At 63.2% G+C, this 21,249-nt stretch carries 18 protein-coding genes and 2 pseudogenes; 13 read left to right on the top strand and 7 right to left on the bottom strand.

From position 1 onward, the window contains the following. The first annotated feature begins 20 nt into the window (after positions 1-20). The 12 genes and pseudogenes from FJ319_01935 (at position 21) to dinD (ending at position 12,305) form a co-directional block, all read left to right on the top strand. Positions 21-1,739 carry a hypothetical protein gene (locus tag FJ319_01935; GenBank protein ID MBM3933056.1) on the top strand — a complete coding sequence of 573 codons (1,719 nt, stop codon included), beginning with the start codon at positions 21-23 and terminating at the stop codon, positions 1,737-1,739. A 639-nt stretch (positions 1,740-2,378) separates the two neighbouring features. Continuing rightward, a complete protein-coding gene (locus FJ319_01930; GenBank protein MBM3933055.1) occupies positions 2,379-3,224 on the top strand; it encodes a hypothetical protein in 846 nt (281 codons plus the stop codon). Positions 3,225-3,453: 229 nt separating this feature from the next. Then, positions 3,454-4,398, top strand: a complete 945-nt coding sequence (locus FJ319_01925; protein ID MBM3933054.1) for a dihydrodipicolinate synthase family protein — start codon at positions 3,454-3,456, stop codon at positions 4,396-4,398. A gap of 37 nt (positions 4,399-4,435) precedes the next feature. Further along, positions 4,436-5,065 carry a dihydrodipicolinate synthase family protein gene (locus FJ319_01920; protein MBM3933053.1) on the top strand — a complete coding sequence of 210 codons (630 nt, stop codon included), beginning with the start codon at positions 4,436-4,438 and terminating at the stop codon, positions 5,063-5,065. A 6-nt stretch (positions 5,066-5,071) separates the two neighbouring features. Then, the gene (locus FJ319_01915) at positions 5,072-5,431 is read left to right on the top strand and encodes a hypothetical protein (GenBank protein MBM3933052.1); all 360 of its coding nucleotides are present in this window, start codon (positions 5,072-5,074) and stop codon (positions 5,429-5,431) included. Between the two features lie 119 nt (positions 5,432-5,550). Then, positions 5,551-6,312: a TIM barrel protein gene (locus FJ319_01910; GenBank protein MBM3933051.1), complete on the top strand. Its 762-nt coding sequence runs from the start codon at positions 5,551-5,553 to the stop codon at positions 6,310-6,312. 49 nt (positions 6,313-6,361) lie between these two features. After that, the gene (locus tag FJ319_01905) at positions 6,362-7,180 is read left to right on the top strand and encodes a TIM barrel protein (protein MBM3933050.1); all 819 of its coding nucleotides are present in this window, start codon (positions 6,362-6,364) and stop codon (positions 7,178-7,180) included. An 11-nt stretch (positions 7,181-7,191) separates the two neighbouring features. Beyond that, entirely contained in the window at positions 7,192-8,085 is an 894-nt protein-coding gene (locus FJ319_01900; GenBank protein ID MBM3933049.1) for a sugar phosphate isomerase/epimerase, read from the top strand. Positions 8,086-8,197: 112 nt separating this feature from the next. Then, entirely contained in the window at positions 8,198-9,067 is an 870-nt protein-coding gene (locus tag FJ319_01895; GenBank protein MBM3933048.1) for a TIM barrel protein, read from the top strand. Positions 9,068-9,111: 44 nt separating this feature from the next. Then, positions 9,112-9,813 (top strand): annotated as a pseudogene (locus FJ319_01890) (haloacid dehalogenase type II). 449 nt (positions 9,814-10,262) lie between these two features. Beyond that, a complete protein-coding gene (locus FJ319_01885; GenBank protein ID MBM3933047.1) occupies positions 10,263-11,477 on the top strand; it encodes an amidohydrolase family protein in 1,215 nt (404 codons plus the stop codon). Positions 11,478-11,510: 33 nt separating this feature from the next. Next, positions 11,511-12,305: pseudogene (dinD, locus tag FJ319_01880) on the top strand (DNA damage-inducible protein D). 30 nt (positions 12,306-12,335) lie between these two features. Here dinD and FJ319_01875 read toward each other — a convergent pair. The 7 genes from FJ319_01875 to FJ319_01845 form a co-directional block, all read right to left on the bottom strand. After that, positions 12,336-13,079, bottom strand: coding sequence for a GNAT family N-acetyltransferase (locus FJ319_01875; GenBank protein ID MBM3933046.1), 744 nt, complete (start codon positions 13,077-13,079; stop codon positions 12,336-12,338). After that, positions 13,076-13,813, bottom strand: coding sequence for a 3-oxoacyl-[acyl-carrier-protein] reductase (gene fabG / locus FJ319_01870; GenBank protein ID MBM3933045.1), 738 nt, complete (start codon positions 13,811-13,813; stop codon positions 13,076-13,078). Before fabG ends, FJ319_01875 begins: the two co-directional genes overlap by 4 nt. 17 nt (positions 13,814-13,830) lie before the next feature. Next, positions 13,831-14,844: a phosphate acyltransferase PlsX gene (gene plsX, locus FJ319_01865; GenBank protein ID MBM3933044.1), complete on the bottom strand. Its 1,014-nt coding sequence runs from the start codon at positions 14,842-14,844 to the stop codon at positions 13,831-13,833. Between the two features lie 12 nt (positions 14,845-14,856). Continuing rightward, positions 14,857-15,270, bottom strand: a complete 414-nt coding sequence (locus FJ319_01860) for an acyl dehydratase (protein MBM3933043.1) — start codon at positions 15,268-15,270, stop codon at positions 14,857-14,859. A 94-nt stretch (positions 15,271-15,364) separates the two neighbouring features. Beyond that, a complete protein-coding gene (locus FJ319_01855) occupies positions 15,365-15,769 on the bottom strand; it encodes a hypothetical protein (protein ID MBM3933042.1) in 405 nt (134 codons plus the stop codon). A gap of 255 nt (positions 15,770-16,024) precedes the next feature. Then, on the bottom strand, positions 16,025-16,579 hold the full coding sequence (locus FJ319_01850) for a hypothetical protein (GenBank protein MBM3933041.1): 555 nt from the start codon (positions 16,577-16,579) through the stop codon (positions 16,025-16,027). 158 nt (positions 16,580-16,737) lie between these two features. Next, on the bottom strand, positions 16,738-19,821 hold the full coding sequence (locus tag FJ319_01845) for an aldehyde dehydrogenase family protein (protein MBM3933040.1): 3,084 nt from the start codon (positions 19,819-19,821) through the stop codon (positions 16,738-16,740). Positions 19,822-19,916: 95 nt separating this feature from the next. Between FJ319_01845 and FJ319_01840 the strand changes: the two genes are divergently transcribed. Then, positions 19,917-21,242 carry an FAD-dependent oxidoreductase gene (locus FJ319_01840; protein ID MBM3933039.1) on the top strand — a complete coding sequence of 442 codons (1,326 nt, stop codon included), beginning with the start codon at positions 19,917-19,919 and terminating at the stop codon, positions 21,240-21,242. The last annotated feature ends 7 nt before the right edge of the window (positions 21,243-21,249 follow it).

Below are 21,249 nucleotides of genomic sequence, written 5' to 3'. Positions count from 1 at the left end.
ATTCCGAAGGAGTTCGACAAATGAGGTACGTCAGGTTCCCGGCGAGCACGCGGGTGGCGGGGTGGCTGGGGGCGGCGGTGGCGTTGATTGCGATAGCAGTGGCCGGCATGTTTGCGTGGACGGCGAACGCCGTCCCCGCTGACGCCCTGCAGCAAGGCGCAGCCTCCGGTCAGCCGGCAGAGACTGCCGCCCACATCGACGTTTCAATCAGCCCCATCGATGCCGGGGCGCCCCCTGTGTACCTCAATGTCGAGCCTGCAGTCACCACGGCGTCCCGTAGCACGGGCATGGCGCCGATTTCCTTCGGCCTGCCGGAGAGCTCCGATGGTCCTGCGTTACCGGTTGCAGTCATCGTCGCCATTGGCGGCGCGCTGATGGTGGTAGCTCTGGCAACGCGGCGGCGCAACGCCCTGCTGCCTCTTGCAGTTGTCTCGGCAGTCGCCCTTTCCGCATTTCCCGCTTACCAGGCCCTGGCAGGCTCCGCTACCGCAACTGAGTGGAACTTGCCTCACTCCTTCAGCTACACCCCATACGCCCTCGTGAAGGACGCGCCCAATCAGAAGCTGTGTTTCGCGGAGTCCATAATTATATCGGACCCGTCAGTGGACCGGGGCAGAATAGGGCAGCTTGACCTGGCGACAAACAACCTCGTCGAATGGCCGACCAACGACACCCTCGGCGGTTCAATGGCCATTGGCTTCGGTGGGAAACTCTACTTCACCGAGCCTTTTCTCAACATAATCGGCGCCCTGGACCCGGAGAAAGACACCTTCACCCGATGGCAGATCCCCACAGCAGGCGGTGACGCGAATCTCTTCTGGGTTGACGGCTCGGGCAACCCCTGGTATGTGACGCTGGCCGGCGCAAAGGTAGGCCGGTTGAACCCGGATACGAACGCCATTACCGAGTGGACACTTGCCACTACCATGTGCTGCGCCGGTGAGCCCCACCTGATCAAGTTCTACGGTCGCGACAGCTACGGGAACATCTGGTTCTCCTTGCCCTCCGCTATCGATGGGGTGGACTCTCAGATCGGGAGGCTGAACCGCTGGACCAATAACCTGACCCTGTGGCCTGTCCCCAATGCAACCACCGCGAACGCGGCCGTTATTGTTGTAAACGGCACAACCGTCTGGTTCTCCGGTCACGTGAGAGACACGACACTGCACGTTGCCAGCCTCGATACCACATCGAATAAGGTTACCCGCTGGACCGTGGCGCCCACTACCAACCCGAACATCAAGGTGCAACCGATCGGCTACTACGAGGATTTGTACGGGTACGGAATGCATGAGATCGATGTTGCCAAAGGCCATTACAGAAAGATCGCGGTGGTTGACTCCGACGGGCGGCCCTGGTTCCTGTCAGTTTGGACGCGCCACCCTACGGGTGAACAGAACTATGGCCTGCCGGGAGAGAGTAATGGTGCTACCAGATTGATGCGCCTGGACCCCCTCACCAACCAGCTCCTTGAGTACAGTTACAGCGGATACAAACTTCTTGATATCACCGCCTCAGACGTTATCAGCTCCATCGCCTGGACGCCTAGAGACGTCCCAACCATTGTTTATTTCAACACAAAGACGAACTCCAAGACCGCGTTCGACACTGGGGGGAACTATACCACCGGGTTCCTGAGAGTCTCGGAGACGGAGATCTGGATACCGGTCTCGGCCCAGGGCAACTCCGGCAAGAGCAAGATCCAGCGAATTGACGTACCCTGGCCCTGGATTTTCTAGCCATTAATTTGAGCGCTTCCGTGAAGGCTCTGTAATTGGGCTATAGCTTGAATTAAGGGCGGCCGGGGAACGATGAACAGATACTCGGACGGTAACAAAAGAGTGCGAACGTCCCGTTTCGCGCGAGCGGCGGCGGGTGCGCTTTCCCTCATAGCGCTGGTCTCCGGCGCGGGACTTGTGCTCGCATCCTACCTCCCGTGGAAGACCGTGTTGAGCCCTATCAGCGGGCCTATCAGCGGGCCGGCGTTCACCATGCCTGCGCCCGATGTATCGTCCGCGTCGCCATCGTCGAGCACAGGGGCGGCCTCCGTAAATGTATCGCCCGCCGGTTCAACGACCGGGCGAGTCCTGAATACGGTAGGGCGGCTTGGGACCTCTTCTGTTCCGGCCTCAAGCGTCACGGGTACTCAGTCGAACGCCGTGTCCCCGGCAATAGCCACAGTGGGGCCTCACTACAATACGGTGAGGGTCGAGCCAAGCGGCTCAGTACCGACATCGTCCGGCGCGACAACGGCGTCGACCGCCGTTACCCCTGCCTCCACGGTTGTCGCATCTTCCACCCCTGCCGCAATGGCGACCGCCATCACGGACATAGCGCCCTCCCGGGCAATAGTCCCCCACGTTGTACGGGGTGAGAGCATGACGCCTCGGACGGCGGCCCTGGTAGAGGGCAGAGCGCTGCTCCCATTCAACGTAAGGGGCCTCCCAATCAAGCCCGCAGTGGCCGAGCTGGCCAAGCAGCGATACCTGCATACAGAGGCCGACGGCCGTCCCGCGATTGTCCAGCAGGCCGCCCATCCGTTCACGAAATCGGTATCAAGGCGTGTAAGCTATAGCGGCCGGCCTGCAGTCCCGCATCTCGGCAGCCTGGAAATTCTGACGCAGCAACTGGCCGCTAGGAGTGTGTCCGGCCTGGCGCAAACCAAGCCCGCCCCGGCGCTGGTGAGCGTCACCGACAGGATGGAGAACGTCCTGCGGTCCCGGTCGATCACCTCCAGCCCGATATCCCAGTCTACCGGCCCAGGAAGTTACCTTGTCCCTACGCACACGCTAACCGTCGCTCGCCTGTCGCAGGGAGCTGTTGCGCCGGGCGTCGCGAACATCGACTACGCGGATTCGCCGTTAACGCCGACTCTTTACGGGTTGGCTCTGGCGCCGTCGGAAGCGTCAATTCGTGAGGTTGAGCAAGTCCTGGTTCCGGCCCTTGGCCCCGCAATGAATCCGCCGGTACAGACCTCGATTCCCGGCGTACAGAGCATTCTGACTGCGAGGTCTCGAGTTTTTAGCCTGACCGTTCAGGTCCTGGGGACCGGCTACGGCGATGTTATCAGCACGCCGGACGGGATATTCTGCCTGGGCGACTGCTACGAGGAATATGCAACGACAACACCCGTCACGCTGGTCGCCACTCCTGCGCCAGGCTACAGTTTTGTAGGATGGGGGGCGCGTGCGCGGGCAGCGGGACCGGCCCGTGCAACCTTGTAATCGACGGCCCGCTCACGGCGACGGCGACATTCGCACCGATGCCGTCGGTGCCGGCCGCAACTCTGCCGTCGTTGGCCGCTCTGGCAATGGCGCTCGTGTTGACGTTCGTGTGGACGACACGCCGCGCAAGAGTCTCCGGCCCCTCGAAACGGTAGTGGGCGAGCCCCTTACCCCTCCGTGATACAATGGCCATCGAACACAAATAGTTCAACATTCAGGAGATATCTCGATGGCCAACAAGCCCACATTTGAAGGCATTTATCCGGCGATCATCACCCCCATGACGGAGAAGGGTGAGGTCCACGAAGAGGCGTTCCGCGCGATGCTGGAGGACAACATCCGCTGCGGCATCCACGGATTCTGGACTGCAGGCGGCACCGGCGAGAGCGTGATGCTCACGGACGAGGAGAACACGCGCATCGCGAAGATTGCGGCGGACCAGAACAAGGGCCGCTCCACCATCATCATGCACGTGGGGGCGATAACGACCGACAGAGCAGTCAAGAATGCCGAGAACGCGGCCAAGGCCGGCGTGGAGGCGCTCTGCGCTGTACCGCCTTTCTTCGTCCGCCCGGGCGACGATGCGGTCGTCGAGCACTACCGCGCGATCGGCGCGGCGACCAACCTGCCCCTCATGGTCTACAACCTGCCTCAGGCCACCCAGATCGAGATCACCGTCGACCTCATGAAGAAGCTGCAGGACAAGGTCCCGCAGATGGTCGGCCTCAAGCACTCAGCCCTGAACTTCAACAACATGATCTGGTTCTCGGAGATGGGGCTGAAGGTCCTGACCGGCTCCGGCATGCTCCTCTTCCCGGCGCTGACCGTGGGCGCGTCCGGCACCGTGGACGGCCCCCCGTCCGTCGCGCCGGAGTTGTGGATGGAGATCTGGAACGCCTGGAAGGCCGGCGATCTGAAGCGCGGCGTCGCCGCCCAGCGTAAGGCCAACGACCTGTTCAACCTCATCCTCAAGTACGGATACATGGGCTCGATGAAGGCGATGATCAGCGAGCGCACCGGCATCGAGTGCGGCAACCCGCGCCGGCCGGTCCTCCCCATGTCGGCTGAGAACCGCAAGGCCATCAACAAGGTCTGCGAGGAGTGGGGCATCACCGGCGCAGGCAAGCACGACTTCAAGCGCACCCTCAAGACGGCCGCCGCGGCCAAGAAGTAGACTGGACCGCCAGGTCGTGACTATGTAGCCGCACAGAATGCTGTGCGGCTACATGTTTTTAGACAGGGCGAACGGCAATTCCCGGTGGTACAATGTCGGCGGCGCGGGAGACCCGCGCCGGAATGTGAGGCATGACGTGAAGCATTACAAGGGTGTCTTCCCGGCGGCCATCACGCCGATGAGCAGGAAGGACGGCAAGGTCAACGAAGAGGCTTTCCGCGCCGTTATGGAGATGAACATCCGCGCGGGAGTCGACGGCTTCTGGACGGCCGGCGGCACCGGCGAGAGCGTATACCTGACGGACGAGGAGAACAGGCGCATTGCGGAGATTTCCGCGGACCAGAACAAGGGCCGCACCACGGTCATCATGCAGGTAGGCGCGGCCACGACGGCGCGCGCGGCGAAGAACGCGGAGAACGCCGCGAAGGCGGGCGTGGAGGCCATCTGCGCGCTCCCGCCGCACTTCTTCAACCCCGGCCACGACGCCGTCGTCGAGTACTACCGCGTCGTCGGCGCGGCCGCAAACCTGCCGCTCTTCGTGTACAACCTTCCCATCGCGACGGGCATCGAGATTACGCCCGCGCTGATGGCGAAGATAAAGGAGAAGGTCCCGCAGCTCGTAGGCCTTAAGCACGCCTCCATGGACTACGGCGCGATGGTCGACTAGGCGAAAATGGGCCTCTCCACGCTGATCGGCGACTTCCGCCTCTACCTCCCCTCGCTCACGATAGGCGGAACGGGATGTGTGGACGGGCCGCTCGGTATCGCGCCGCAGATGTGGGTGGAGATAAAGAGGGCATACGAGGCAGGCGACATCGCCCGCGCGGTCGCGGCACAGAAGAAGGCGACCGAGACGTTTGACATCCTCTTGCAGGTGGAGTACCTGGCGGGGATGAAGGCGATGGTGAGCGATCTCATAGGCATGGACTGCGGAGACCCGCGCCCACCGCTCGCGCCGCTCAGGCCCGGCCAGCGCGAGGTCATAAAGAAGGCAGTGGAGCAGTTAGGGTTGGGGAAGGCGACGAAGCGATAACGTTTTCAGGAGCACCAGCCATTTCGAAGAAATACAACCAGCTCAAGCACCCGCTCGGCGTCACGACCAAGGCCGGGCTGGACAACCTCAGGCGGCTCGGCCTAATCACCGAGGCCGCGATGTCCGATGATCTCAAGGACGTCGCCCACCTCTCCGAGGTGATGTACAGCGCCCACGCGCCCGGCACGAAGGGCGGCCTGCGCCTGAACATCGCCGCCGTGGACGACCATTACCGCAAGGAGTCCATCGAGCACATCATCGACTACGTAGAACGCGCCCGGCAGTTCCCGAAGGTGCGGATGATCAACGTCCACTTCTCGCCCCGCCAGTGGAGCGACGCCACGCAAACGCGCGGCAAGCAAGGGACATACGACCGCCTTGTGGACGGCTTCCGCCAGATCGGCCGCCACTGTGCAAAGCACGGCCTCGAAATGGTGCTGGAGAATAACAACTCGTACTACGTCGGAATCCCCGACGCAGAGGAGGCGCACAAGTTCGACTGGACGTACCGCAACGCCTGTTTCGGCAACTCGCCGGACGAGTGGATACAGGCGGCGCTGGACATTAACCTTTCGAACGTGGGGCTCTGCCTGGACTCCAGCCACGCCTGCACCTACTCGCACATGTTCCCGGCCGAGCAGCGCAAGGATAAAATTCTAGAGTTCGTGAAGCGGCCGGACCTGATCCGCCACGTCCACTGGAACGATAACTATCTGTACGACCCGAAGGGCAGGGTGGACAACCACACCGTCCTCAACAATGGGACGACGCCCATTGAGCTCCACCGCACGATCAAGAGCCTGGACGCGTGGCTGCTCATAGAGCACTTCTACTCCATTGAAGAGCTCGAAGGGGAGCTGGAATTCATAAATAGCCTTTAAAGGCGCCTCTGTGAGAAACGTCGGCACTAAGTACGCCATATCCGCTCCGATGACGGCCGGAGCCGATACCCTCCGCCGCCTCGGCCTCAAGACCGAGGTGAAGACCGACCTGAGCCCGGAGAAGACGACCGCTTTCCAAGACCTGATCATCAGCGCCCACATCCCCAACGGGCCCAGCGGCGAGTACCGGTACAACATCTCCGCAGCGGACAGCGAGTTCCGCCAGTTCTCCATCGACGCAATCACCGCCTACATCGACAAGGTGCGGCATTTCCCTAACCTCCGTCAGGTCGTCCTCCACTGCCATACGCAGCGGTACTTCCACGTCGAGCAGCCGCGCGGTCACGTCGGCGAGTACGGGCTGCTTATCGACGGCATCCGGCAGGTGGGAGCGTTCGCCGTGAAGTTCGGGATCGAGGTGGTGCTGGAGAACGATACGCTGAAGTGGACGGACATCCCGGAGACGACGGAGGCGTGGGAGGTGGACTGGACGCAGCGCAACCACGTATTCGGGGTCGCGCCGGAGGCCTGGATCAAGGTATGCGAGGACGTCAACCGCCCCAACGTGCGCCTGTGCCTGGACGGCAGCCACCTGTGCACCTACGCCGCCCTGTTCGACGCCGAGAAGCGCCCCGCGATCGCAATGGCGTACATGGCCCAATCGCACCTCATCACGCACGTGCACTGGAACGATAACTACCTCATGGATAAGCGCGGCCGTAAGGGCCACCACGTCCTCCTCGGCAAAGGCAGCTTGCCAAGAGAGTTTCACAAGAAGGTTAAGTCGCTCAACGCCACGCTCCTCCTGGAGCACTTCGAATCGGTGGAGTCGCTGGAAGAAGAGCTCGATTACATTTCCAAACTGTAGAGGAATCTCCAATGCCCAAGACAACTACAAGGCACCCTCTAATCGGCATGCAACAGCTCCCTGTTGCAGACGTAAAGCGCCTTGGCCTGGCCGGCGTGGAAGGCTACATGCACAGCCCGCGCGAGGAGATGCTCGCGTACAAGGAGGTCATGGTCAGCGCCCACGGGCCGACCGAGATGCAGGAGCTGCGGATGAACTACGCCGCCACCGACGACGAGTGGCGTCGCATGTCGATCAAGGATACGACCGACTACCTGGATATGATGCGCGACTTCCCGCATGTGAAGAAGGTCAACATCCACTTCAGCCCGGAGCAGTGGAACGGCGTGCCGCACCCCTCGCTGATCGGTAAGCGAGAGATGAAGGAGCAGACTCGCGGCAACCGCGGCGAGTATAGCCGCCTTATCGACGCGCTCAAGGAAATAGGTGCCCACGCCGCGAAGCGCAAGCTGGAGCTTACGCTTGAGAACCACGCGCGCTACTGGGCTCTCCTGCCGCCGAACACGGACGGCATGAAGGTGGACTGGAGCAAGCAGAACCGCTACTTCGGCACATCGCCTGAGGAGTGGGTCAAGATCGCCCTGGATATCAACATGCCCAACGTCGGGCTTTGCCTGGACACCAGCCACGCGACGACCTACGCCCGCACCTTCCCGGCGGCCGAGCGTGAGAAGGTCCTCTTCTCCTTCCTTGCGCGGCCAGACCTAATCCGCCACGTCCACTGGAGCGATAGCTCTCTGACCGGCCCGGCGGGCCTCACTGACGCCCACCAGCTCCTCGGGGTAGGCGAGCTGCCCCGCGCGTTCCACAAAGCCGTTAAGGCGCTGGACGCCACCGTCTTGATGGAGACCTTCGGCACCGTCGAAGAAACCGAAAAGCAGATGGAGTTCATCGCAGGGCTTTAGCGGCTGTGTTCCTCTCCCGGCTCCGGGCTTGCGGACCGGTGAGGGCGGCTGTCGGCTGTTCATTGCTTTGTCTCTCCCTTGATGGGAGAGATGTCGCGACAGAGAGGGTGAGATGCGCCAGGCAACCTTTCAGAATCTCCGCCGTCCGCCGCTCTCCGGCATGATGCACTACCCCCTCGAAGCACTCCAGCGCCTCGGCCTAGCTGTCGAGGGCGAGATACACAGCACCCGCGACCGGATGCTCCCGTATCGCGACATCATGATCAGCGCCCACGGCCCTACGTCCATCGATGGCCTGGGCCTCAACGTCGGCGCAACGGACGACGCCTACCGGAAGCTATGCATCCGGGCGGTCATGGACTACATAGACATGGTGCGCGACTTCCCGAAGCTGAAACAGGTAAGCATCCACTTCAACGCGATGGTGTGGCGCGACGCGGACCCGCCGCGCGTCACCTACGGCGACTACGCCCGCATGATAGACGGCTACCGGCAGATCGCAGACTACGCGGCGAAGTACGCCGTGGAGATAGTGATCGAAAATCAGGGGCTGGAGTGGACCGGCATCGCGCCGGAGACCACCGGCGACCAGGTAGACTGGTCAAAGCAGGCGTACCAGTTCTTCGGCGTCACACCTGACGATCTCTCGCAGGCGTACGACGACATCGGGAAATCCAACGTTGGCCTCACGCTGGACGCCAGCCACGCCTGCACATACGTTCAGCGCTTCCCGACAGAGCACCGCGAACGGGAGCTGATGAAATTCCTAGACCTCGCCCCCAAAGTCCGCCACGTCCACTGGAGCGACAACTTCCTGTACGACCCCCGCGGCCGTGCAGACACCCACGGAGACCTCGGCACCGGCACATTGCCCCGCCCATTCCACCGCTCAATCCGTGGCATGGACGCAACGATATTGCTGGAGACGTTCGGGCCGGTGGAGGGATTGGAAAGGCAGATCGAGTGGGTGCGGGGATTGTGACCGTAAAATGGACATAACAATTCACGATCCTCTCAGGTAACCGCATGACAACATCCGATCTGTCCCGCGTTAACACGCTCGCCTTTGACATTTTCGGCACAGTGCTGGACCTTACCGGCAGCATGACGCCGCCTACGCGGCAGTTCCTATAGGCGAAGAAGGCCGCCGTGAGCGCGGAGACCTTCTTCGACCAGTGGCGCGGGCGGCAACGCATTGAGCAGTACCAGGACTCTATGATGCAGCTCGGCCACAGCGGCTATTTAGAGACGTGCCGGAAAGCGCTGGTTTATACCCTGCGGCTGAACGGCATCGCTTTCACGGACGACGAGGTACGAGAGCTTATGCAGGCATGGCAGCGGCTATCGCCTTATAAGGACGTTTCCGAGGGGATGCGGCGGCTCAAGAAGCGCTACAAGCTCGTCGCGCTGTCCAATGGGGAGCAAGCGTACCTGGAGCACCTCGCGGCGAACAGGATTCCGTGTGAGCTGGACGCGCTCATCTCTGTGCAGAAAGCGGGAGTGTTCAAGCCGCACCCGGCCGTCTACCGCACCGGCGCGATGGTGATTGGCAAGGAGCCGCATGAGATCATGATGGTCGCCGCGCACGCTTTCGATATCATAGGCGCGCGGGCTTGCGGCTATCGATGGGCGTACGTCAACCGGTACAGACTGCCGTACGAGGAGTCGCCGTACCAGCCGGACATAGAGACCACGGACTTCATCACATTGGCGGATGCGCTGGATTGAATACTAAGGAGGGAGATTGTCATGTCTGCCTTTCAGCTTAACAACATAGGCGCAAAAGAAAGTGTCATCGAGTGGATTGCGGATGGCAGAGACTTCAGTCCCGCAGGAAGATCCAACTATCAAGTTGGGACTTACAGAGTGCATGTTCGATTTTGTTCACCATACAAAAATAGTTGTCGGCTTAAATCCAATATCAACAGTAACAGCCTATCCGCGGACTTCGAGTTGTGGATTTGCGGCGACCCCGAAGACTACTTTCTAATACCGATAGCAACTCTACGGCAAGTCTATGAACACCCCAACGGATATCCCGATAGGCACAACTCCGGGCTGCGTATAGTATCGGTGGACGCTTGCGAATTGTGGCTTACCTACGCGAGGGGCGTAAATTCAATGTCACTTCTGCCGTTTTACCGCAAGAAGGTGACATAATAATAGTCGCATGATTTATGCTAAAATGCTGCCTACTAGAACTACCATTTGGAGAGCTTTACATGAAGTGGGACCTGCTCATCAAGGGCGGTAGAGTCATAGACTCCACCCAGAATATCAACGGCATCACGGACGTGGCGATCGTGGGCGATAAGATCGCGGCGGTCGGGCCCAACCTGCCTGTACTTGAGGCAAAGACCGTCATAGGCGCCGCGACGAAGATCGTTACGGCCGGCTTTATCGACCTTCACACCCACAACTACACCACCGGTCCGAAGGACACCGAGAACCAGGCAATCAAGCTGAGCGTGCCCGCCGACGCCACCAGCATGGCCTACGGCTGCACGACGGTGCTGGACGCCGGCACCGCCACGCCGAAGGAGTTCCCGCAGTACTGGGAGACGGATATGGCGTCCGCCAAGACGCGCATTTTCGCCCTGACGCGTATGCCGGACCCGCACGGCCCGAACCCGTCCACGGTAGCCGAGGCCTCCGCGATGATCAAGAGGTACAGCGACGTGCTCATCGGCATGAAGTACCACCACTCGCAGCACCTTTTGACCCTTCCCCTCGCCCGCGAGTCGGCGGACTTCGGCGGCGGCATCCTGATGGCGGAGGCGTACGGCGCGCCGATCCCGCACCTGCTGGACTACATGAATCCCGGCGACATCCTGACCCACACCTTCCACGCGTCGTTCCGGTATCCGCTGTGGAACCACAAGGGCGAGATATGGCCCGCCGTCTGGGACGCAGTTGAGCGGGGAGTGTACCTGGACGTCGGCCACGGCGCGCGCGGCTTCGCATTCAGGGCTATGGAGAAGTGCCTTGAGGCCGGCCTCAAGCCCTCCACGATCAGCACGGACATCCACGCCCGCAACCTGGACGGCCCCACCTTCGACATGCCGACCACCATGTCCAAGTTCCTGGCCCTCGGCCTCTCGCTGGAAGAGGTGATCGAGATGTCCACCTCCACACCCGCGAGGGCAATCCGCAAGGAGGGCGTCTTCGGCACCCTCAATCCCGGCACCATAGCGGACGTGACTATCAGCGAAGTGGCAAAGGGCAAGTTCACGTACCTGGACGTGCTGCACGAGAAGAGGGTAGGCAAGGAGCGCATCCTGCCGCAGGTGATCATCTACGCCGGCAAGGTGTACGAGGGCCCCAAGTACCAGCCCAAGCCGACGATGACCCACCAGGTAGACGCGCCTCCGGGCTTCATCGACGAGACGTAGGAGATAAGCCTCTGCCGCACGAGGAGCATGCTAATGGATGCGCCACACACAATAGCGAGGATCGAAGAGACCAGGCAAGTTTCTGAGGGCGGTGCGGAGTTCTGGAGAGCTCGCGATCTTCAGCTTCTGCTCGGCTATGGCGAGTGGCGTAACTTTGAAGACGTTCTCGCGAAGGCGCGCATGGCGTGCGAAAGCTCGGGCGTGGATGCCAAACACCATTTTGTTGACACTACCAAAATGGTCGAGATAGGCAGCGGAGCGAAAAGGCCTCTTCGTGACGTCTTCCTTTCGCGCTATGCATGTTACTTGATTGCAATGAATGGAGACCCCAGTAAGCCTCAGATTTCCATAGCCCAGACCTATTTTGCTGTGCAAACCCGGAGACAGGAAATTGCTGACCAGCAGTCCGACGAGGACCGCCGCATGGCTTTGAGAGACCGTGTCAAAGACGCGAACAAGTATCTAAACAGCGCAGCGAAGAAAGCCGGAGTGCAGAATTATGCCATGTTCCATGACGCCGGATATCGCGGGTTGTACGGAATGGGGCTCGGCGACATTAAGGCTAAGAAGGGAATTGCGCCCAAGGAGGACTTGCTAGACCGCGCGGGACGAGCGGAGTTAGCAGCAAACGAGTTCCGGATAACCCAGGCCGAAGCACAGATCGCAAGGAAGAATGTGCAGGGTGAGATTGAGGCCCGCGAAACCCATCGCAGAGTTGGAGAAGAGGTCCGGAAAACTATTGGCAAGCTCGGCGGAACCATGCCGGAGAACCTACCCGCCGAAGAGTCTGTCAAGAAGATAGCGGCTAAGAAAAGACGCTCGAACACAGAGAGTTGCCGCCTGTTGATAGGGGTAACCTTACCGCCCCTTGAGCCTCACCGAGACGGTCCGGCCGTACCTGCGGAACCCGAGGGACCGGGCGATGCCCTTCGACGGCTGGTTGGAGCCCATCGTCTGGTACTGCATCACAAGGCCGGCCTTGAGGCCGTGCTCCGCGGCCGCGCTGACGGTCGTCTTCCCAAAGCCCTTCCCACGGAGCTGCGGATGGGTGACTACGCCGATGTGGCCAATCTTGCCGGCCCACACCTCGTAGCCCGCCACGGCGACGAGGCTGTCGCCCAGGTAGTAGCCGAACGTCGGCTGCTTCACAAGATCGATGTTGCCGCTCTCCCAGTCCACTTTCGAGCACGCGTTTTTGAGGGCCCCAAGCGCGTAGCCGTCCGACGGGCGGAGCTGCGCCACTGACGACGTGTCTGCCGGGTAAAAGTCGCTGGTGTCCGCATAGGCAAGCCACGTGGGACCTACCGCCTGGTCGATCCTGCTACCAAGCACCCCTTCCCAGAAGGAGACCTCCAGCAGGGTTGCCTGCGCAAGGCCAGGGGCAGTCACCGCGCTGCGCACGTCATCAAACACATCCTCGCGCGCAGTTACCACGTACGCCTGGCCCGCCCCCAGGACAAAGACGTCGCGACGGTCCCTGATTTTCGTGCGGGGCACAACATCCACGCCGCTGCGGCGCAGGACCTCAATCGAGCAGCCAAAGGTCTCGGCCCAGAAGGAATCGATAATCTGGAGGCTCTTGTCGGTCGTCACGACAGCTATACCGCCATGCCGCCGTCGACGCTGATGATCTGCCCGGTCATATACTTGGCCTTCTCATCGGCCAGGTAGCACACCAGGTAGGCTATATCGTCGATCTCGCCGAAGTGGCACTGAGGGATGACGCTAAGCCAGTGGCTTCGCTGGGCCTCCGTAAGCACAGAGGTGGTCTCGGTCTCAAGGTAACCGGGGGTAACGCAGTTGACCGTGATGTTGCGGGTGGCGACCTCTTTGGCGAGCGCCTTCGTGAAGCCGATGATACCTGCCTTGGAGGCGGTGTAGTTAGTCTGGCCCGGGTTGCCGCGGAGGCCCACCACAGAGGCGATGTTGATTATGCGGCCCCAGCGCTTGCTGAGCATCTTGCGGATGACTGCGCGGGAGCAGTAGAAGGTGCCGTCCAGGTTGGTGCCAATGACGCGCCGCCACTGCTCGTCCGTCATGCGGATGAGGAGGCCGTCGTCGATGATGCCCGCGTTGTTTACGAGGATATCGACAGCGCCCCAGTCCTTCTGCACGCGGTCCACCATTGCGTTGACCTGCTCGACCTTCGAAACGTCGGCCTGGACGGCGAATGCCTCGCCGCCGATGCCCTTGATCGTCTCCACTGCCTCTTCGGCCGCTTTCGGCGAGGAGTTGTAGTTCACGGCGACCTTCACGCCCATCTCCGCCAGCCGGATGGCGCAGCCGCGGCCGATGCCCTTGGACGCCCCGGTGACAAGGGCTACCTTTCCTTCGATAGCAGACTTGACCAAGATTACACCCCTACGTTCGCCCGCACCTGGGCGAGCTCCGTGTTGAGCTTGGCGACGAAGCCGACATCCACAGCCTTCTTCGCCATGCCGATGGCGCGTGCGACCGCGTCTGCGCGGCCCCGGCCGTGGCCGACGACGCTGACGCCGTTGACGCCCAGCAGGGGGCCGCCGCCATTGACCTCGACAACGTTGTGGAGGTCGAAGACCTCCTTGGCAATCGCCTCAGCGTCCGCCTCCGCCATCTTGCCCTTCAGCCGCTCCTTGAGCAGGTGTGAGGTAGCCTCGCCGAGGCCCTCGGTCAACTTCATGACGATGTTGCCGACGAAGCCGTCGCAGACCACAACGTCGGCCCTGCCGAACGGGAGGTCGTTGCCCTCCACGTTGCCGGTGAAGTTCAGGCCGCTCTTCTGGAAGAGCTCTGCCGTCTCCTTGACCTGCTTGTTGCCCTTGCCGGACTCCGAGCCGACCGTAAGGAGGGCGATGCGAGGCTTCTCCACGCCCCAGAAGGTGCGGGCGAAGACATTGCCGATGACTGCGAAGCTGAGGAGCTGCTGGGGCTTGCAGTCAACGTTGGTGCCGAGGTCTATGATCACCTGTTTGTTCGCGAAGCCGATGACCGGGCCGCCGAGGGCGGGCCGCTCTATGCCTTCGAACATGCCGAGCACGACCGCCGCGGCGGCCATGGCGCCTCCCGTGGAGCCCATCGTGACGCAGGCGTCGGCCATGCCCTTCTTGACGGCGCCGGTGGCGACAAGGATGGACGCCTTCGGCTTCTGCCGCAGCGCAAGGGCAGGGTGCTCGCCCTCGACGATCATCCCCTCCGAAGGCACCGGCATAATAGGCAGCTTGCCGTACTTGGGCAGCTCGGGCTGCACCTTATCGGGGTCGCCGACTAGCAGGACCGCCACGCCGCCCTGTTTGGCGGCCAGTGCGGCACCTTTGATGATCTCCGCGGGGCCGTGGTCGCCGCCCATCGCGTCTACAGCTATGCGCACCATGCCTGGAGGCGTCGTCATGAAATACTCCTGTTACCGGCCCTGCGGCAGCGTCACAACCGCGTCGCCGGTTATTACTTCCTCGCCGTCCTGCTTGCGAATCCCGACCGCACAGGTGAGCTCCCGCGCGCCCTCCGTAACCTTAACCTTAACGCCCTTTACCGTCCCGAAGGTAGCGATGCTATCGCCGGGCCTCACGGGGGCCTTGAAGCGGAGCTTGAGCCTGCCATTCTCCAGCCAGCTCTTCGCAAAGGCGACAGACATCATCTCGGAGACGCCGGCAGCGATCATCATCCCGTGCGCGATAGTCCCGCCGAACTGCGTCGTCTTCGCGAACTCCATGTCAATGTGCACGGGATTGAAGTCGCCGGAAGCCTCGGCGTACTTCTGAATTTGCGCCTGGGTAATCAGCTTTTCGATTGTAGGGAGGGAATCGCCTTCGTTCATGGACTCGATTGTTTGCCTGGCCGACTGCTCACTGTCGAAGACCCCGCATGAACTTAGTGAATCGGGACCCGCTGCTCACTGCGGCCGTTGACCGTCACACCGGCAGCATTATCGTGCTCTTGCCGGTCATCACCGGCTCGCCACTGCCGTCCTCCACGCTGAGGCGAACGACGAGGAAGCGCCAGCCGACGCGCGTGGAGTTCTGGAAGATCTTGGCCTTGCACTCCAGTGTCTCGCCGACGCGCGCGACTATGTGGAACTCCAGCTCCTGCGCCACGTGCACGGTGCCGCCCGGGATGCCCAGGTCGTTCACGACGCCCCGCATGCTGAGCGCCGCGATAGCCATGGCAGGCACAACGGCGCCCTGCGCGCCCGGGTCGAATATGCCCGAGCGGTCCATGACCGCATCCACGTACTTCGCCACGGACGCGGCATCCATTCTGTACGTGCGGTCGGATATCCTGTCGCCCACTTTGAGGGCAGCGTAGTCGACGGCCATGGCTTCCACGCGGCTTGAAGTTCTATCGGACGATTATAGCAGGATGGCAGATGGCAGTCAGCAGATGGCAGTCGGCAGTGAGCAGAGAGCCGTCGGCAAGACAGCGGCCCGGTTGTATCGGGGCGATTTGACTTCACGTAGCCGCCCCGATGCATCGGGGCCCGCGTTGCATGCAGGCATCACCGGCGAGCAAGACAGGCCCCGATGCATCGGGGCGGGCTACCGGGAAGGCGTTCCAAAAAAGCCGGTAGCCGACTACAGTAAATCCAGGTCAGCGCCGTGGCGGAGGGTGCTGACGGCGACGGTCTTCGCATGGCACAGCCGCCACAGGAAGCAGGGCTCGCCGGGGCGGGTGCCGTCGGACATCGAGACCAGCGCCTTGAGCCAGCGCTGGCCGCCGTCTTCAGATGTAACGCTCAGGGCGCGGTGAAGGGATGCCGTGCCCTCCGCGCCCAGGTCGGCGACCGCGAAGTGCACGGGCAGGGCGGCGAGGGAATCCGGCGTGGCGTCGGCCTCCGCAAGGAAAAGGGCGTACTGCGACACGCCTGCCTCATGGAGGGCGTCAACCAGGAGCCCGGCGAGCGCGCGTAGATGCGATGGGACGCAAACGACGGCCCCATTGCCGGCGACGATTGTGCCGAACAGCATACCGGCAAGGGCCTCGGGGGAAGCCCCCTCGTCGACCATCACTATCCCGCCCCCGCGCGGCGTCCAGACAATGAAGTTGTCCTGGCCGGGTACGTTAACGGTGGGCCGGGCCTCGCCGACCTCTTTCCACTGGCCGGTAACGCTAGCGGCGAGGGCTTCCATGGCCTCCCTGGTCCGGCGCCTGTCGATCAGTCTCCCGGGATGCCATGCACTTATGGCGCCATTGAGGTCTTCTTCACGGCGCTTGAGCAGTTCCAGGGCCTCTCGAAGGACGCGGACCCGCTCCTGCGGCCCTATGGGAGACCAGGGTGCGGAGAGACCTAACCCCCTGGCCCCCTTCCCTGAGAGGGAAGGGGGGAGAGAGAGGCGGAATCGCCGTTCCGGCGGTTTTCGGAGCTTCCCACCTGGCCTGAGTGGGAGCTGTCGATAGACGTTGAAGCTCCGGTCCTGAGGGATTCGGAGCGCGTCATGAAGGCGAGCAGGTAGTCCTCGCCGCCGGCTTTGGGGCCGGTGCCGGAGAAGTTGAAGCCGCCGAATGGCTCTATGCCAACCCTGGCGCCGGTTATCTTCCGGTTGACGTAGATGTTGCCCGCGTTAAGCTCCTGCGTCACCCGTCTCACCGTGGCCGGGCTGCGGGAGAAGATGCCTGCCGTGAGGGAATACGGGACGCTGTTGGCAAGGTCTGTGGCGTCGCGCTCTGTGCTGAACTGCGTTACGGCCAGCACCGGCCCGAAGATCTCCTCCTGCATGATGCGCGACGTGCTCGCCTTCTCCGGGGCGATGTGGACGATCATCGGGCCGACGCACAGCGACCCCGAGGGGCCCGCAGCCTGCATGTCCAGAAGGACATTGCCTTCCTGCCGCGCGATATCGCCGTAGCGCAGGACGCGGGCCTTCGCCTCCTCGTCTATCATTGGGTTAATGAACGTGTCCGGGTCGTCCGCCGGGCCGACCACGAGGCTGCGCGCGGCCTGGATGAGGCGCAGGACCAGCCTGCCGTAGGCGGTGTGGTGGACGATTACGCGCGAGCAGGCTGAGCACTTCTGGCCGGCGTGGCCGAAGGCGGATGTCAAAATGCTCGCCACCGCCTCGTCCATGTCCGCATCCGGGAAAACGATGATCGGGTTCTTGCCGCCCATCTCAGTGATCGTGCGCTTGATGCCGCCCCTGGCGAGGCTTACCTCCGACTCGGACTTGTAGATGGACACCCCCACCGCTTTCGAGCCGGTGAAAGCGATCATGTCCACGTCCGGGCTGTCCACGAGTCGCCTGCCCACCGTCTCCCCTCGGCCCGGCAGGTGGATGAGGGCGTCACGGGGCGCCCCCGCCTGGTGGAGCGCCTCCACGAGCTTCTGCGTGACAATGGGCGTCTGCTCGGATGGCTTGAGGATGACGGCGTTGCCGGCCATCAGCGCCGCGCTTACCATCCTGGCCGGGAGGGCGATCGGGAAGTTCCAGGGCGATATTACGCCCACGACCCCGCGCGGGCGGTAGTCGTCACGAACGGTCTTTTCCTGGCGTAACAGCTCCCGCGCATTCCATTCGATATGGTCGATCGCCTCGCCCACATCCGCCAGCGCCTCCGATCGCGTCCTGCCGCCCTCGTGCACGACCCAGGCGGCGATCTCGTGCCTGCGCTCACGCAGGATGGCGGCGGCGCGCAGGCCGATGCTCGCGCGCTCGGATGGGGCGGTCTCCGCCCACTTACGCGCGCCCTTGTTTGCCATCGCTATCGCCGCGTCGGCCTGCTGCGCGCCGGCGAAGTGGACCCGTCCAACCACTTCCGCCGGGTGCGACGGGCTATGCGAGGCAACCGACTCATGCCCGGATACGGACTCGCCGCCGAAGACCAGGGGATACTCGGCCCCCCACCGTTCACGTGTACTCTCCAGCGCCTCGTCCATCTGCGCCCGCTCGTCGTGGTCGAAGAGGCGGGGCTCGGGGTCGTTAAGGAAACCGGTCGCGTACTGCGGGCGGCGGTAGGTCTCGTCTTCCCCGGCAGGCGCCGGCGGGCTGAGGAGCTTCGCCGGGTCTTCGCTGCGCCGCTGCTGAGTCAGGAAGCCGGCCTGCGACGTGTTCTCCAGGATGCGGCGCACCAGGTACGCCATACCGGGGATACGCTCGCCGGAAGGGATGTAGTCGCGCGCGCTCCAGCCCATCAGGGGCAGGGCGCGGCTCAGGTGCTCGAGCGTGCGGTAGAGCGTCTGGTGCTCCACGGTGTGTTCCGGCAGGCCGAGGGCTTCACGGACGGCCTCCGCGTACGCGTGACTGCGGACGTTGTGGCTGCCCGCGGCGAGCGAAACGGCGGTGTGGGCCTCGAGAACGCGACGGACAATCCGCTCGAAGCTCCTGTCCGTCTCCGCTTTGTCCAGGTAGACCGGCACGGGCCATGAGTGCTGCTCGGCGACTATGTACTCGTAGTCCCAGTACGCGCCCTTCACGAGCCGCACTCGCAGCGGCGTCCCGCGCCGGCGGCCGAACTCGATGATGTCCTGCGCGTGGGCCTCGGAGTGGCGGAGGTACGCCTGCACAACCATCCCCAGGTCCGGCCATTCAGCGAAGGGCCCGCCGGGACCGGCCGCGTCCCGGATGATCTCCCAGATGAGCTCACGGTACATGAATTGCTCGGCGTCCACGGTTACGCCGATGCCCCGCGAGCGGGCAGCGTCACAGATCTGGGCGAACGGGCCGCGAACGCGGTCTATTGTGGCTTCCGGCGCCTCCGGGTTGAACTGTGCGGTCAGCGCGGTGAGCTTGATGGATACCTCGAGCGCGGGCCTGCCGCCGGGCGTGCGCTGCCGCGCCATGCGGTGGCGGCCAAGCCGGTCCAGCAGCTCCAGGGATCCCTTGCGGTAAGCGTCCGCCTCCGGCGCGCTCAGGACCGCCTCGCCAAGGAGGTCGAAGCTGGGGTAGCGGTTGAAGTGCTCCAGTCTGCGGAGGACGTTATCGATGCTGCGCTCGCTCGGGTCAACGATGAAGCGGTATGCGATCATCAGCATCGAGCGGCGCACAAGGGTCGCGCGGACCTCTTCGGGCAGGAAGTCCGACCTTACCGCGGCGATGGGGAGCTTCAAGAGCTCCGGTAGCCGGTCCGCCTCGTCCGCGAAGTACTCCCGCAGCAGGGCGGCCACCTGGCGCGCCGTGCCCCCTCCGGCAGGCCGGCCATCACGTCCACGAAACGGAGCATACGCGTTCGCAGCTCGGGCTGCTCCATAAGACGCACCATGAGCCAGTCCTGCACGCGGTCGCTCGGCGCGGACCTTTGCTCCCGGAGGAGCCCGTACAGCCGCCGCCCGATCTCCTGCGTGCGCTCTTCTATGCGGCCGATGTTCACGGAGACCATGGTGGCCACTCCTGGGGCAGGTCTGGGCGCCATCGTAGCAGAAGGCGGGCATGAGACGCATAGAGCGCGAGAAGTCGCCTCCTGGGGACCCCGATGCTCGTCGCCTCGCCGCGCGCCTGATATCATTCGCCACAAACTCATGCTGGTGCCATACCCATGCAAATCTCCTACTCCCGCTCACTCAACGTCATTGCCGATGTGGACGTGCTTGTCTGCGGGGTGGGGTGCGCAGGGACCGGTGCGGCGGTGGGTGCGGCGCGCCTGGGCGCGAGCGTGCTGGCGGTCGAGCAATGCGGATTCGCCGGCGGGTTCATGACGGCGATCACCTCCAACGCGACCGACGGCCTGTGCGACATGACGACGGGCGAGGTGGTTGTTGGCGGCGTTGTGCTTGAGATACTGGAGCGCCTGGGGAAAATCACACTGCCGCTGAAGTCGCGCAAAATCTTTGAGCCGCTGACCGACCAGGAGAAGCTGGACAAGCACCCCGGCAAGCTGCCGATACGCACCGGGAACGTGGACCGGTTCAAGCTGGTCGCAGACAGGCTCATCAGGGAGTCCGGCGCGCGCGTGCTCTACCACACAAAGGTCGTGGATGTGGTCTCGCGAGGCGGCCGCATTCACCACGTCGTCCTTGGGAACAAAGACGGGCTGACGGCCGTGCGCCCGAAGGTGGTTGTAGACTGCACCGGCGACGCAGACGTGGCAGCCTGGGCGGGCGCACCGTACGAGATGGCGGCGGTCCGCCAGCCGGGGAGCCTGCACTTCCGGGTGGGAAACGTCGACAACGCGAACACGTCCGACAAACTGTACGCGCTGACGAAGAGATGCGCCGAGGTCATCGAAGAGGCGCACCGTGCCGGGGAGATGGGTGTGTACGCCGGGCCGGGGATCGCGCCGATGGGGCCGGGCGAGGTAATGTTCAACGCGGTGCGCGTCGCGTTCGACAGCACCTCAGCGCAGCAGACGAGCGACGCGGAGATCAAGGGGCGCGAGGACGCCTGGACGATGTACTCGATCTGGAAGGAGCGGCTTCCGGAGTTCGCGAACGCTTACTTCGTCACGAGCGGCCCGGTGATCGGCGCGCGGGAGTCGCGGCGCATCGTCGGCGAGCGCACGCTGACGGCGGACGATGTGTTCCACACCCGTCGCTACGAGGACGCCGTGGCCAAGGGCTCGTGGTACATGGATAGGCACCCGTCGGACACCTCCGGCTTCCACAAGCACACGATCGTGCCTGCGTACGACATCTCGTATGGCACTCTGCTGCCCCGCAAGGTGGAGAACCTGCTAGTGGCCGGACGGTGCCACTCGGCGGACCAGGAGGCGCTCGCCTCCAGCCGCGTGAACATGACCGCGATGGCGCTCGGCGAGGGCGCTGGCGTGGGCGCGGCCATGGCGGCCGCGGGGGCGGTCGCGCCTGCGGACATCGACCGCAGTGACCTGCGGCGGCGGCTCGCGGCGCAGGGGGCGCTGCTGTAAAGGAATG

Source organism: SAR202 cluster bacterium, assembly GCA_016872355.1.
Taxonomy (GTDB): domain Bacteria; phylum Chloroflexota; class Dehalococcoidia; order Lucifugimonadales; family VGZY01; genus VGZY01.
This window is presented reverse-complemented; position numbering and strand designations above follow the sequence as displayed.

Coding starts and splice junctions, on each gene's coding strand:
- FJ319_01900 (MBM3933049.1), top strand. CDS start 7,192: ATGCCCAAGACAACTACAAGGCACCCTCTAATCGGCATGCAACAGCTC.
- FJ319_01850 (MBM3933041.1), bottom strand. CDS start 16,579: ATGGAAGCCCTCGCCGCTAGCGTTACCGGCCAGTGGAAAGAGGTCGGC.
- FJ319_01885 (MBM3933047.1), top strand. CDS start 10,263: ATGCTAAAATGCTGCCTACTAGAACTACCATTTGGAGAGCTTTACATG.
- FJ319_01935 (MBM3933056.1), top strand. CDS start 21: ATGAGGTACGTCAGGTTCCCGGCGAGCACGCGGGTGGCGGGGTGGCTG.
- FJ319_01930 (MBM3933055.1), top strand. CDS start 2,379: ATGACGCCTCGGACGGCGGCCCTGGTAGAGGGCAGAGCGCTGCTCCCA.
- FJ319_01845 (MBM3933040.1), bottom strand. CDS start 19,821: ATGCGTCTCATGCCCGCCTTCTGCTACGATGGCGCCCAGACCTGCCCC.
- FJ319_01855 (MBM3933042.1), bottom strand. CDS start 15,769: ATGGCCGTCGACTACGCTGCCCTCAAAGTGGGCGACAGGATATCCGAC.
- FJ319_01895 (MBM3933048.1), top strand. CDS start 8,198: ATGCGCCAGGCAACCTTTCAGAATCTCCGCCGTCCGCCGCTCTCCGGC.
- FJ319_01925 (MBM3933054.1), top strand. CDS start 3,454: ATGGCCAACAAGCCCACATTTGAAGGCATTTATCCGGCGATCATCACC.
- FJ319_01905 (MBM3933050.1), top strand. CDS start 6,362: ATGACGGCCGGAGCCGATACCCTCCGCCGCCTCGGCCTCAAGACCGAG.
- FJ319_01920 (MBM3933053.1), top strand. CDS start 4,436: ATGCTGTGCGGCTACATGTTTTTAGACAGGGCGAACGGCAATTCCCGG.
- plsX (MBM3933044.1), bottom strand. CDS start 14,844: ATGACGACGCCTCCAGGCATGGTGCGCATAGCTGTAGACGCGATGGGC.
- FJ319_01840 (MBM3933039.1), top strand. CDS start 19,917: ATGCAAATCTCCTACTCCCGCTCACTCAACGTCATTGCCGATGTGGAC.
- FJ319_01910 (MBM3933051.1), top strand. CDS start 5,551: ATGTCCGATGATCTCAAGGACGTCGCCCACCTCTCCGAGGTGATGTAC.
- FJ319_01860 (MBM3933043.1), bottom strand. CDS start 15,270: ATGAACGAAGGCGATTCCCTCCCTACAATCGAAAAGCTGATTACCCAG.
- FJ319_01915 (MBM3933052.1), top strand. CDS start 5,072: ATGGGCCTCTCCACGCTGATCGGCGACTTCCGCCTCTACCTCCCCTCG.